At 71.6% G+C, this 13,005-nt stretch carries 8 protein-coding genes; 6 read left to right on the top strand and 2 right to left on the bottom strand.

Features of this window, described 5'->3' with window-relative positions:
* Positions 1-83: 83 nt before the first annotated feature.
* From NLX94_RS14675 to NLX94_RS14660, 4 genes are read left to right on the top strand one after another with little or no spacing between them, the layout of a single operon-like run.
* Entirely contained in the window at positions 84-2,696 is a 2,613-nt protein-coding gene (locus NLX94_RS14675; RefSeq protein WP_254383150.1) for an acetyl-CoA carboxylase biotin carboxylase subunit family protein, read from the top strand.
* Positions 2,693-4,033, top strand: coding sequence for an MFS transporter (locus NLX94_RS14670; RefSeq protein WP_254383149.1), 1,341 nt, complete (start codon positions 2,693-2,695; stop codon positions 4,031-4,033). Before NLX94_RS14675 ends, NLX94_RS14670 begins: the two co-directional genes overlap by 4 nt.
* Positions 4,030-5,310, top strand: coding sequence for a PLP-dependent aminotransferase family protein (locus tag NLX94_RS14665; protein ID WP_254383148.1), 1,281 nt, complete (start codon positions 4,030-4,032; stop codon positions 5,308-5,310). Before NLX94_RS14670 ends, NLX94_RS14665 begins: the two co-directional genes overlap by 4 nt.
* An 11-nt stretch (positions 5,311-5,321) precedes the next feature.
* The gene (locus tag NLX94_RS14660) at positions 5,322-5,696 is read left to right on the top strand and encodes a nuclear transport factor 2 family protein (protein ID WP_254383147.1); all 375 of its coding nucleotides are present in this window, start codon (positions 5,322-5,324) and stop codon (positions 5,694-5,696) included.
* A gap of 146 nt (positions 5,697-5,842) precedes the next feature.
* On the opposite strand, the gene NLX94_RS14655 is transcribed toward NLX94_RS14660, so the two are convergent.
* On the bottom strand, positions 5,843-6,421 hold the full coding sequence (locus NLX94_RS14655; protein WP_254383146.1) for a DUF937 domain-containing protein: 579 nt from the start codon (positions 6,419-6,421) through the stop codon (positions 5,843-5,845).
* A 290-nt stretch (positions 6,422-6,711) separates the two neighbouring features.
* Between NLX94_RS14655 and NLX94_RS14650 the strand changes: the two genes are divergently transcribed.
* Together NLX94_RS14650 and NLX94_RS14645 are read left to right on the top strand one after the other, a co-directional pair.
* Positions 6,712-8,958, top strand: a complete 2,247-nt coding sequence (locus NLX94_RS14650) for an ATP-dependent RecD-like DNA helicase (RefSeq protein ID WP_374683948.1) — start codon at positions 6,712-6,714, stop codon at positions 8,956-8,958.
* A gap of 183 nt (positions 8,959-9,141) precedes the next feature.
* Positions 9,142-10,431 carry a citrate synthase gene (locus NLX94_RS14645; RefSeq protein ID WP_243335006.1) on the top strand — a complete coding sequence of 430 codons (1,290 nt, stop codon included), beginning with the start codon at positions 9,142-9,144 and terminating at the stop codon, positions 10,429-10,431.
* Positions 10,432-10,716: 285 nt separating this feature from the next.
* Here NLX94_RS14645 and NLX94_RS14640 read toward each other — a convergent pair whose 3' ends face one another.
* Positions 10,717-12,990 (bottom strand): cation-translocating P-type ATPase, encoded by a 2,274-nt coding sequence (locus NLX94_RS14640; RefSeq protein ID WP_254383145.1) that lies wholly within the window; start codon positions 12,988-12,990, stop codon positions 10,717-10,719.
* Positions 12,991-13,005: the final 15 nt, after the last annotated feature.

Raw genomic sequence — 13,005 nt, 5'->3', positions numbered from 1 at the left:
CCACCTCACTTCCCGTACCCCCTGTTCTCCGGGGCGGACCAGCACCAACGCCCCGTACCGGAAAGGAATCCACCGTGGTCTCCATGACCTCCGAACGCCAGCGCGTCATCCTCGTAGGCAGCCGCATCCAGCAGTACCGGGAATACGCCCTGGCCTCCCTCGCCCAGCACTACGAGGTGACCCTCGTCGCGCCAGAGGCCCCCACCTGGCAGGCCCGTTACGTGGAGACCCACCGGATCGCCGACACCACGGACGCCGCCAAGCTCTACGCCCCGGTCGCCGACCTGCGCGGCGAGGTCGCCCATGCCGCGATCGTCACCTGGGACGAGTGGTCCCTCGTCGCCGTGTCCTCGGTCGCCAAGAAGCTCGGCATGCGGGCCATGGACCCGGCCGCCGCCAAGATCTGCCGCGACAAGTACGCCACCCGCCAGGCCCTCGAAGCAGCCGGCATGGCCGCCGTCCGCTACGTCCCGGCCACCACCGAGGACGAGGCCGTCGCCGCCGCCGAGTCCATCGGCTTCCCCGTCGTCGTCAAGCCCCGCACCCTCGGCGGCAGCTTCGGCGTGATGATGGCCCGCGACGTGGACGGCCTGCGCCGGGCCTTCCGGCTCGCCTCCACCAGCCGGCTGCGCGGCGCCGGCACCACCGCCTCGGTCCTGATCGAGGAGTTCATCGAGGGCCCCGAACTCAGCGTGGACAGCGTCGTCGTGGACGGCGTGGCCACCCCGGTCTGCGTGGCCCGCAAGCGCCTCGGCGCCCACCCGTACTTCGAGGAGGTCGGGCACCTGGTCACCGACTGGCGCCACGAGCCGTGGGCCGGCGCCGTCACCCGGCTCGTCCAGGACTCGCACCGCGCGGCCGGAGTCGACTACGGAGTCACCCACACCGAACTGCGCATCGCCGCGGACGGCCCCCGCCTCATCGAGCTCAACGGCCGCCTCGGCGGCGACCTCATCCCGCACCTCAACAAGCTCGCCACCGGTGTGGACCTGCCGCTGGCCGCCGCCCGGATCGCCTTCGAGGAGACCCCGGACATCACCCCGACCCGCGCCCTCAGCGCCGAGGTCCGCTTCCTCTACCCGGCCTACGACGGCGCCGTCGACCGCGTCGTCCTGCCCGCCCCCGGGGAGGTGGAGGACCTCGCCGAGGCCGTCGCCCTGGTCGAGCCCGGCGACGAGCTGCTGCTCCCGCCCCGCGGCCTGACCCCCCGCTCCGCCGCCCTCATCGCCGTCAGCGGGACCCCGGTCGGCACCCGCAGCGCCCTGGACCGCGCCGAGGCGCTCTCCCGTACGGAGGTCTCCGGAGTCGCCGCGCACCGGCTCGGCGCCCGCGTCGAGAACGCCGTGACCCGCCGCTTCTTCGACCACGAGCGCACCGCGGCCCGCCAGACCGTCTCCGGAGTCCGGGGCGTGGAGTGGTTCCGGTACGGAGCCGGCGGCGGCGAGGGGCTCAACCGCCCCGTCTTCCTCAGCGAGGCCGACGTCACGGGCCTGGAGAACGACCTGAACGGCCTCTTCGAGCTCCTCAAGGCGGTGCCCGCCCGGCTCTTCGGCGGCGACCTGCGCGCCTTCGCCACCGCCGTCGGCATGTCGCCCACCCAGGCCGACCTGGTCCTGCGCGGCTCCGTGGACGAGCTCGCCCCGCTCTCCCGCGCCGACCTGTACCGCGAGACCGGCGGCTTCCGCGTCATGGAACTCAACACGGGCTCCTCGCTGGGCGGCTGGCAGATGGGCGAGTTCGCCCGCGCCCTGATCCAGGACGCCGACTTCGCCGAGTTCGCCGCCGCCGAGGGGCTGGTCTACCCCGACCCGCTCGCCCGCATCACCGAGGTGCTGCGCCGCCAGGCCCCCTCCCTCGCAGGCGTCGAGCGGCCGTACCTGGCGATCACCGACTGGCCCGAGGGCTTCGAGAAGTCCAAGTGCTGGATGGAGTTCGTCGTACCGGCCTTCGAACGGCTCGGCTTCGAGACCGTCGTCTGCCACCTGGGCGACTTCGCGTACGAGGACGGGAACGTCCTCCACCAGGGCCGCAAGGTCGACGTGGTCTACCGGATGTTCCTGCCCGGCGAAATGCCCGACGAGCCCCGCACCTACGACCTCGTCAACCCGCTGCTCGACGCCGTCGAGGCCGGCACGGTCGAGCTGTTCGCCCCGCTCGACTGCGAGCTGTACGGCAACAAGGGCAGCCTCGCGATGCTCAGCGACGAGCGCAACCGCGGCGTCTTCACCGAGGCCGAGCGCGAGCTGATCGACCGGATCCTGCCCTGGACCCGCTTCGTCCGAGACGAGAAGGTCACCTTCGGCGGCGAGAAGATCGACCTGCTGCCCTACGCCATCGCCAACAAGGACCACCTGGTCCTCAAGCCCACCCTGCTCTACGGCGGCGTCGGCGTCACCCCCGGCTGGACCACCGACCAGAAGGAATGGGTCTCCAGGCTCCGCCAGGCCGTCGACGGCCCCTACGTCCTCCAGCACCGCCTGCTCCCCACCACCGAGCGGTTCCTCTCCGAGGACGGCGAGACCTGCGAGGACATGGCCGTCGCCTACGGAACGCTGATGGTCGACGGACGCTACGCCGGCACCCTGGCCCGCGGGGTCACCGACCCGGCCGTGGGCATCGTGAGCATGCTCCGCGGCGCCCAGATCGGCTGCGCCTTCCACGTGGACCCGGCCGCCGAGGGAGTGGACGCGAAGTGACCGACATCGGGAGCGGGGCCGCCGGGCCGGTGGAGGAGACGGCGGCCGCACCCGCGGCCGCCGCCGCCCCCGCCACGCTCTGGCGGGACCCGGAGTTCCTCAAGTTCTGGTCCGGGGAGGCGATCTCACAGGTCGGGGCCCAGGTCACGACGCTGGCGCTGCCGCTCACCGCGGTGCTGACGCTCGACGCCAGCTCCTCCCAGGTGGGCTTCGTCAACGCGGCCTCCTACGCCCCGTTCCTGATGGTCACCCTCCTGGTCGGCGTCTGGGTCGACCGGGTGCGGCGCAGGCCCCTGATGATCATGGCCAATGTGGGGCGCGCCCTGCTGGTCAGCGCGGTGCCGCTGCTGGCCGTGCTCGACCTGCTCCGGATCGAGCACGTGTACGTCGCCGCGCTGCTCGTGGGCACCCTCACGGTGGTCTTCGACGTCTCCTACCAGTCGTACCTCCCGACCCTGGTCGGCAAGGAACACCTGGTGGAGGGCAACAGCAAGCTCCAGGGCACCAGTTCGCTGGCCCAGATCGGCGGACCCGGCCTGGCCGGTCTGCTCATCGGCTGGGTCACCGCCCCCTACGCGCTGCTGATCAACGGGGCCTCGTACCTCGTCTCCGTGATCACGCTGCTCGCGGTACGGCGCGTGGAGCCGGAGCCGGTGCCCCAGCAGGAGCGGACCGGGATCCGGACCAGCATCGCCGAGGGCATCCGGATCATCTGGGACAGCGCCCACCTGCGGGCCTGCGCCCTCCAGTCGGGGCTGTACAACCTGTGCTGGATGTCCCTCCAGACGGTGTTCGTGCTCTACGCGGCCCGCACGCTCGGCATCTCGCCCGGCGGCATCGGCCTGCTGCTGGGCACCGGGGCGGTCGGCTCGCTGGTCGGCTCGATGCTCGCGCAGTGGCTCAAGCGGAGGATCGGACTCGGCCGCGCCATCCTGGCGGCCCTGCTGCTGTGCTGCCTGGCCCCCGCGGCCATTCCGGCGGCCCCGGCCGACGGCGGGGTGCTCTCGCTGGCCCTGTTCGTCGCCGCCTTCGGCCTGATCGGGGCCGGCGGCACCATGGCCAACATCCACATCATCAGCCTGCGCCAGTCCATGACCCCGGACCAGCTGCTCGGCCGGATGAACGCCGGGTACCGCTTCGTCTCCTGGGGGACGCTCCCGCTCGGCGCCCTGCTGGGCGGCTGGCTCGGCGACCTGATCGGGCTGCGCGAAACGCTGTTCGTCACGGCCGGGCTGTTCCTGACCGCCGTCCTGGTGGTCCTCAACTCGCCGGTGTGGCGCCTGAAGGAGTTCCCGCCCCAGCTCGTCGTGCAGCCGCGGAAGGTGGACGCAAGGTGACCCCGCTCAAGGCGACCCCGCACCAGGTGACCCCCGTACAGCAACCGCAGGCCATCGGGAGCCTGCTCGCCCGCCGCACCGGCTGGGGCCGCTCCGACGCGGTGAGCCGGATCCTGGCGGCGGCCGCCGCCCCCGGGGTGCTCTCCATGGCCGGCGGGATCCCGGCCCCCGACAGCTTCCCCGTGGCCCGGCTCGCCGAGGCCACCGACCGGCTGTTCGCCGGGTCGGCCGTACGAGCACTCCAGTACGCCCCCACGGACGGCATCGGCCCGATGCGCGAGGTGATCGCGGCCCGGGCGAGCGCGACGGGGGCCGCCGTCGGCCCCGACCGGGTGATGGTCACCGCCGGCAGCCAGCAGGGCCTGGACCTCGTCGCCCGGACCATCGTCGACGAGGGCGACGAGGTGGCCCTGGACGACCCGAGCTACCTGGGCGCCGTCCAGGTCTTCCGGCGGGCCGGCGCCCGGCTGCTGCCGGTGCCCGGCGACGCCGAGGGGATGCGCACCGACGTCCTGGAGCAGCGCCTCCTCGCCGGGGCCCGCCCCAAGCTGGTCTACGTCGTACCGCACTTCCACAACCCCACCGGAGCCGTGCTCTCCGAGGAGCGGCGCCGCCATCTGGCCGCGCTGGCCGAGCGGTTCGGCTTCCTCGTCGTCGAGGACGACCCGTACGGGGACCTGGCCTTCGAGGGGGGCCGGCTGCCGTCCACCGACGTCCACAGCGGGCGGGTGGTCCGGCTGATGAGCCTCTCCAAGACGGTCTGCCCGGGCCTGCGGGTGGCCGGCCTGGTCGCCCCGGCCGAGCTGATCGGGGAGCTGGTCGCCGCCAAGCAGTGCGGGGACCTGCAGACCAACACCTTCGGCCAGTACCTCCTCGCCGACCTGCTCGGGGACCCGGAGTTCCTGCCGGCCCACCTGGCGGGCCTGCGCACCCTGTACGGCGGCCGGGCCCGCGCGATGGAGACGCTGCTGCGCGAACGGCTGCCCTGGCTGGACTTCGAACGGCCGCGCGGCGGGCTCTTCTTCTGGTGCCGGCTGACCGACCCCCGGGTGAGCTCGGACGCGCTGTACGCGCACGCGCTGGCGCAGGGCGTGGCCGTCGTGCCCGGCACTCCCTTCTGCATCGAGGAGGACGGCTCGCGGGTCCTGCGGCTGTCCTTCGCCTCCCTGGACGGCGAGCAGCGCCAGGAGGGCGTCGCCCGGCTCTCCGTGGCCTGGGAGAAGGCCTTCGCCGACGGACCCGCCGGGCCCGTCCACCCCCTTCCGACACACATCTGAGGAGCAAGCCCGTGACAACGACGTCGCCCGCACCCGTGACCGCCGAATCCCTGGTGGCCCGGCTGTTCCAGGTGATCGACACCCGCTCGTGGGACCGGCTCGGCGAGGTCTTCGCGCCGGACGCCGTGTACGAACGGCCGGGCTACCCGGCGCTGGAGGGGCTCGACCGGATCCGCCGCTTCTACGAGCACGAGCGGATCATCACCTCGGGAGCCCACGAGGTGAGCCAGGTGACCGGCAGCCTGGCCGCGGCCGCCTGCTGGGGGCGCTTCCAGGGCGCCGACAAGGACGGCAAGACCCTCGACGAGGCCTTCGCCGACACCTATCTGGTCCGCGACGGCAGGATCGAGCGCCGCAAGACCTTCTTCTACCGCCCGGCGATCTGACCGGGGGCCGGGTCCGACCGAGGGTCGGGTCCGACCGGGGGCCGGGTCCGGACATCGCCGCGGGCCGGTTCCGACCGCCGGGGGGCGGTCCGGACCCGGCCCGGGTGTTTCGTCCGAACGGGTGAAGCGCTACGTGAAGAACCCGGCTACTTCTTGCCGCCGCCGAGGATCTGGCCCAGCAGGTCGCCGAGGCCGCCGCCGGCCGCCGGAGCCCCCGGGGCCGCGCCCGCCCCGCCCGGCACCGCTCCCGGGGACGGGATCGGGGACTCGGCGCCCGCCGCAGTCGGCGCCCCGGCCCCGGCCTTGCCCGCCGCGCGCTTGGCGAAGACCGCCAGCAGCACCGGGATCAGCATCTCGATGACCCGGGCGACGGTGGGCGCGGGGATGCCGGTCTTCTTGGAGACCGCGTTGGCCACGGGCTTGCTCACCTTGGCCAGCACCCCGGCCATCATCCCGCCGCTGAGCATGCCGCCCAGGCCGCCGCCGAGGGTGGCCACGCCTTCCAGCGGGGCCTGGGTGACCTCGGCGAAGGCCTGGCGGACCTCGTTGCCGTCGTCGTCATCGGCGTCGGCCTTCTGCTGGAGGTCGCCGGTCATCGCCCCGACCGTGGCCGCGACGGTGTCCCGGGCGCCGTTCGTGTCGGTGCCGAGGAGGCCGGCGATCTCGGTCAGCTTGTCGTCGCCGAGTTCGGTCAGCACGTCGTCCTGGAAGGAAGATTCGCTCATGCCTGAAACGCTACTTCTGTGGTGATTCACCGGCACCTCGGATGGCGCCGGAACCGCCTTTGGGTAATGGAAAGGTAAAGTTCCGGATCCGCGTGCAACCACGGGCGGGGGTCGAGGGTCGTACGTTGCGTCGGAACTTCCGGGGGGGATCCGGGGGGATCGGGAAGTCCGACGAGGGAGGGGTAACCGTGAGGGGGTCCGGCCGCGAGGCCGGACCCCTCTCTGGTCTCCGGCCGCCCACTTGTCCACAGGCCCGACGGGCCGTCGGACCCGCGCTGTAGCTTCGGGCCATGACGATGAACGCGCCCGTGGCACCGGCGGTGGTCGAGGGTGTGCTGGAGCGCATCACCTACGCCAACGAGGAGAGCGGGTACACGGTCGCCCGGGTCGACACCGGCCGGGGCGCGGGCGACCTGCTCACGGTGGTCGGGTCCCTCCTCGGGGCTCAGCCGGGCGAATCGCTGCGCATGGAGGGCCGCTGGGGCTCGCACGCCCAGTACGGCCGGCAGTTCACCGTGGAGAACTACACGACGCTGCTGCCCGCGACCATCCAGGGCATCCGGCGCTATCTCGGCTCCGGCCTGATCAAGGGGATCGGCCCGAAGATCGCCGACCGGATCGTGGAGCACTTCGGCCTCGACACCCTCGACGTCATCGAGGAGCAGCCGAAGCGGCTGATCGAGGTGCCGGGGCTCGGCCCCAAGCGCACCAAGCTGATCGGTGCGGCCTGGGAGGAGCAGAAGGCCATCAAGGAGGTCATGGTCTTCCTCCAGGGGGTCGGCGTCTCCACCTCCATCGCGGTCCGCATCTACAAGAAGTACGCCGACGCCTCCATCTCCGTGGTCAGGAACCAGCCGTACCGGCTCGCCGCCGACGTCTGGGGCATCGGCTTCCTCACCGCCGACCGCATCGCCCAGGCCGTCGGCATCCCGCACGACAGTCCGGAGCGGGTCAAGGCCGGGCTCCAGTACGCCCTGTCCCAGTCCGCCGACCAGGGGCACTGCTTCCTGCCCGAGGACCGGCTCATCGCCGACGGGGTCAAGCTGCTCCAGGTGGACACCGGACTGGTCATCGACTGCCTGGCCGAACTCGCGGCCGATCCGGAAGGGGTCGTACGGGAGTCCGTGCCGGACCCGCAGGGCGGCCCGGACCCCCTCACCGCCGTGTACCTGGTGCCCTTCCACCGCGCCGAGCTGTCCCTCGCCGGTCAGGTGCGCCGGCTCCTGAACGCGGACGAGGACCGGCTGCCCGCCTTCCGGGACGTGGACTGGGACAAGGCCCTGGGCTGGCTCGCCGCCCGGACCGGAGCCAAGCTGGCCCCCGCGCAGCGGGACGCGGTCCGCCTCGCCCTCACCCGCAGGGTCGCGGTCCTCACCGGCGGGCCGGGCTGCGGCAAGTCCTTCACCGTCCGCTCGATCGTGGAGCTGGCCCGGGCCAAGAAGGCCAAGGTGGTCCTCGCCGCCCCCACCGGCCGGGCCGCGAAGCGGCTGGCGGAGCTCACCGGGGCCGAGGCCTCCACCGTGCACCGGCTCCTGGAACTGAAACCCGGCGGGGACGCGGCGTACGACCGGGAGCGGCCGCTCGACGCGGACCTGGTCGTCGTGGACGAGGCCTCGATGCTCGACCTGCTGCTGGCGAACAAGCTGGTCAAGGCCGTGGCACCCGGTGCACACCTGCTGCTGGTCGGGGACGTGGACCAGCTGCCCTCGGTCGGGGCGGGCGAGGTGCTGCGCGATCTGCTCGCCGAGGGCGGGCCGGTCCCGGCCGTCCGGCTGACCACCATCTTCCGCCAGGCCCAGCAGTCCGGGGTGGTCACCAACGCCCACCGGATCAACACCGGCCTGCCGCCCATCACCGACGGGCTGCCCGACTTCTTCCTCTTCCCCGAGGAGGACACCGAGGAGGCCGGAAGGCTCGCGGTCGACGTCGCCGCCCGTCGCATTCCGGCCAGATTCGGCCTCGACCCGAGGCGGGACATCCAGGTCCTCGCCCCCATGCACCGCGGACCGGCCGGCGCCGGGAACCTCAACGCGCTGCTCCAGCAGGCCGTCACCCCGGCCCGGCCGGGCCTGCCCGAGAAGCGGTTCGGCGGCCGGGTCTTCCGGGTCGGCGACAAGGTCACCCAGATTCGCAACAACTACGACAAGGGGGCGAACGGGGTCTTCAACGGCACGGTCGGCGTGGTCACCGGCCTTGACCTGGAGGAACAGCGGCTGACCGTGCGCACGGACGAAGACGAGGAAGTGGCCTACGAGTTCGCCGAGCTCGACGAGCTGGCGCACGCGTACGCCGTCACCATCCACCGCTCCCAGGGGAGCGAATATCCGGCGGTGGTGATCCCCGTCACGACCGGCGCTTGGATGATGCTCCAGCGGAACCTTCTGTATACGGCCGTCACCCGGGCAAAGAAACTGGTCGTCCTGGTCGGGTCCCGCAAAGCCCTGGCACAGGCGGTGCGTACCGTTTCCGCAGGCAGGAGGTACACGGCCGTAGCACCCAGGCTGTCCGGCCGTATACCGGTGGGAAACATCACCTAGATGATCGATCATCTGGGGTTCCTACAACGGTGGCGGAGGGGGCAGGATGTGCACGCTGGCGGCACTGAGTGCCGTCAAAAACACCAAAGCTCGACCCCGAGTGCACTCACCTGCGCCAAATGGGGGAAGGTAGAGGCAGTCAGGGCACCTCGAAGAAGAGGCACTACGTCGGTGAGGGATGACGTGAGCGACAACTCTGTAGTACTGCGGTACGCGGACGGTGAATACACCTACCCGGTGGTCGAGAGCACCGTCGGTGACCAGGGCTTCGACATCTCGAAGCTCAGGGCTCAGACCGGGCTGGTCACCCTGGACAGCGGCTACGGAAACACCGCCGCCTATAAGTCCGCCATTACTTACCTCGACGGTGAGCAGGGCATCCTGCGCTACCGCGGTTACCCGATCGAGCAGCTGGCGGAGCGCTCGACCTTCATCGAGGTCGCCTACCTGCTGATCAACGGGGAGCTGCCGACCGTCGACCAGCTCGCGTCGTTCCGCAACGAGATCACCCAGCACACGCTGCTGCACGAGGACGTCAAGCGCTTCTACGACGGCTTCCCGCGCGACGCGCACCCGATGGCGATGCTGTCCTCCGTGGTCAGCGCGCTGTCGACGTTCTACCAGGACAGCCACAACCCGTTCGACGAGAAGCAGCGCAACCTCTCGACGATCCGGCTGCTGGCCAAGCTCCCGACGATCGCGGCCTACGCGTACAAGAAGTCGGTCGGCCACCCGGTGGTCTACCCGCGCAACGACCTCGGCTACGTCGAGAACTTCCTGCGCATGACCTTCTCCGTGCCGGCCCAGGAGTACGACCTGGACCCGGTCGTGGTCGCCGCGCTCGACAAGCTGCTGATCCTGCATGCGGACCACGAGCAGAACTGCTCGACCTCCACCGTGCGTCTGGTCGGCTCCTCGCAGGCGAACATGTTCGCCTCGATCTCCGCCGGCATCTCGGCCCTGTGGGGTCCGCTGCACGGTGGCGCCAACCAGTCGGTTCTGGAGATGCTCGAGGGCATCAAGAACGACGGCGGCGACGTCGACGCCTTCATCCGCAAGGTGAAGAACAAGGAGGACGGCGTCCGCCTGATGGGCTTCGGGCACCGCGTCTACAAGAGCTTCGACCCCCGGGCGAAGATCATCAAGGCGGCGGCGCACGATGTCCTCTCGGCGCTCGGCAAGGACGACGAGCTCCTCGACATCGCCCTGAAGCTGGAAGAGCACGCGCTGGCCGACGAGTACTTCGTCGAGCGCAACCTCTACCCGAACGTCGACTTCTACACCGGCCTGATCTACCGGGCCATGGGCTTCCCGACCGAGATGTTCACCGTGCTCTTCGCGATCGGCCGCCTGCCCGGCTGGATCGCCCAGTGGCACGAGATGATCAAGGAGCCCGGCTCCCGCATCGGCCGCCCGCGCCAGATCTACACCGGCGAGGTCCTGCGCGACTTCGTCCCGGTCGAGTCCCGCTGACCCGAGGGTCGAGCCGCAGGACCCGCAGGACTCGCAGTACAGGAAAAGCGCCCCGCCATCGATCCCCCCACGGGTCGAAGGTCGGGGCGCTTTCCCTTACCCCGGAACGGATTCCCCCCACGGGACCCGGACCGGGTGTCTGTGTGCCGGAAGAACGTGTAGTCGTCCCAACACGTTTTCGGCATCGCCCCATTAGACCTGTGGCCCCGCCCGAAGGTTACGTTGGGGTCGCTGTGATCTGCGTCTCGCGTGAAGGGTGTGTGCGCGAGACGTGAAGGGTGATCACTAGCGGAAGGAGCGCAGCCGCAGGCTGTTGGTGACCACGAAGACCGAGGAGAAGGCCATCGCGGCCCCCGCGATCATCGGGTTGAGCAGTCCGGCGGCGGCCAGCGGCAGCGCCGCGACGTTGTAGCCGAAGGCCCAGAACAGGTTGCCCTTGATGGTGGCCAGGGTCCGGCGCGAGAGCCGGATCGCGTCCGCCGCGACCCGCAAGTCGCCCCGTACGAGGGTCAGATCGCTCGCCTCGATCGCCGCGTCGGTGCCGGTGCCCATGGCCAGGCCCAGGTCGGCCTGGGCCAGCGCGGCCGCGTCGTTGATCCCGTCGCCGACCATGGCGACCGTACGGCCCTCGGCCTGCAGCCGGCGTACGACGTCCACCTTGTCCTGGGGGAGGACCTCGGCGATGACCTCCTCGATGCCCACCGAGCGGGCCACCGTCTGCGCGACGGCCTTGTTGTCGCCGGTCAGCAGGACCGGGGTCAGACCCAGGGCCCGCAGCCGGGACACGGCCTCGGCGCTGGTTTCCTTGACCGCGTCGGCCACGGTCAGCACCCCGCGGGCCTCCCCGTCCCAGGCGACCAGGACGGCGGTGGAGCCCTCCGCCTCGGCGGCGGCCTTGACCTCGGCGAGGGCGGCGGGCAGCGCGATCGACCAGTCCGCGAGCAGCTGTTCGCGGCCCACCAGGACGGCGTGTCCGTCGACCATGCCCTGGACCCCGAGTCCGCCGTGGTTCTCGAAGCCCTCGGGGACCGACAGGCCGCCCGGGAGCTCCGCGGCGCCCGCCGCGACGGCCCGGGCGATCGGGTGCTCGGAGGCGTGCTCCAGGGAGCCGGCCAGGCGCAGCAGTTCGACGGGGTCGACGCCCTCGGCGGGGTGGGTGGCGGCCAGGGTCATCCGGCCGGTGGTGACGGTGCCGGTCTTGTCCAGGACGACGGTGTCCACGCGACGGGTGGACTCCAGCACCTCGGGCCCCTTGATCAGGATGCCGAGCTGCGCGCCCCGGCCGGTGCCGACCATCAGCGCGGTCGGGGTGGCCAGGCCCAGGGCGCACGGGCAGGCGATGATCAGGACGGCCACGGCGGCGGTGAAGGCGGCCGTCGGGTTGTCGGTGGCCAGCAGCCAGGCGACCCAGGTCCCGAGGGCCAGGACGAGCACGATCGGGACGAAGATCCCGGAGATCCGGTCGGCGAGGCGCTGCACCTCGGCCTTGCCGTTCTGGGCGTCCTCGACCAGCCTGGCCATCCGGGCGAGCTGGGTGTCCGAGCCGACGCGGGTGGCCTCGACGACGAGGCGGCCGGAGGTGTTGACGGTGGCTCCGGTGACGGGGTCGCCCACGGTGACCTCGACCGGGACCGATTCGCCGGTCAGCATGGCGGCGTCCACGGCGGAGCTGCCCTCGACGACCGTGCCGTCGGTGGCGATCTTCTCGCCGGGCCGGACGAGGAACCGGTCGCCCACCGCGAGCGCGCTCACGGGGATGCGCACCTCGGTCCCGCCGCGCAGGACCGCCACGTCCTTGGCGCCGAGCCGCATCAGGGCCTTGAGGGCCGCGCCGGCCTTCCGCTTCGAGCGGGCTTCCAGGTAGCGGCCGAGCAGGATGAAGCTGACGACTCCGGCCGCCACCTCCAGGTAGATCGCCGAGGAGCCGTCGGTGCGGGAGACGGTGAGGTCGAAGCCGTGCCGCATGCCGGGCATTCCGGCGTGGCCGAAGAACAGGGCCCACAGCGACCAGGCGAAGGCGGCCCCGGTGCCCACCGAGACCAGGGTGTCCATGGTGGCGGCGCCGTGCCGGGCGTTGGTCCAGGCGGCCTTGTGGAAGGGGAGCGCGCCCCAGACGACGACGGGGGCGGCGAGGGTCAGCGAGAGCCACTGCCAGTTGTCGAACTGGAGGGCCGGGACCATCGCGAGCAGGACGACGGGCAGCGAGAGCGTCACGGAGACCAGGAGGCGCTGGCGCAGAGCGGCCAGTTCGGGGTCGCGCGCCTCGTCGGGGGCCTGTGCCGCGTCGACCGGTTCGGCCGGCTCGGGCGCCGGCGGCGGGGGCTCCTCGGCGGTGTAGCCGGTCTTGACGACCGTCGCGATGAGGTCGGCGACCTGCACGTCGGCGCCGTAGGAGACCTTGGCCTTCTCGGTGGCGTAGTTCACCGAGGCGGTGACCCCGTCCATCCGGTTCAGCTTCTTCTCGATGCGGGCCGCGCAGGAGGCGCAGGTCATCCCGCCGATGGTCAGCTCGACCTCGGTGGTCGCTATGGGTCCGTCGTGCACTGTGCTGCTGCTCATGATCCGGGCTCCAGG

This window comes from Streptomyces sp. TBY4 (assembly GCF_024213195.1).
Lineage (GTDB): Bacteria > Actinomycetota > Actinomycetes > Streptomycetales > Streptomycetaceae > Streptomyces.
Note: the sequence above shows the minus strand (reverse complement) of the source record. Positions and strands in the feature narration are given on the sequence as shown.

Excerpts from the sequence above, each read along its gene's own strand:
- NLX94_RS14655 (WP_254383146.1), bottom strand. The coding sequence starts at position 6,421 with ATGAGCGAATCTTCCTTCCAGGACGACGTGCTGACCGAACTCGGCGAC.
- NLX94_RS14675 (WP_254383150.1), top strand. The coding sequence starts at position 84 with ATGACCTCCGAACGCCAGCGCGTCATCCTCGTAGGCAGCCGCATCCAG.
- NLX94_RS14640 (WP_254383145.1), bottom strand. The coding sequence starts at position 12,990 with ATGAGCAGCAGCACAGTGCACGACGGACCCATAGCGACCACCGAGGTC.
- NLX94_RS14650 (WP_374683948.1), top strand. The coding sequence starts at position 6,712 with ATGACGATGAACGCGCCCGTGGCACCGGCGGTGGTCGAGGGTGTGCTG.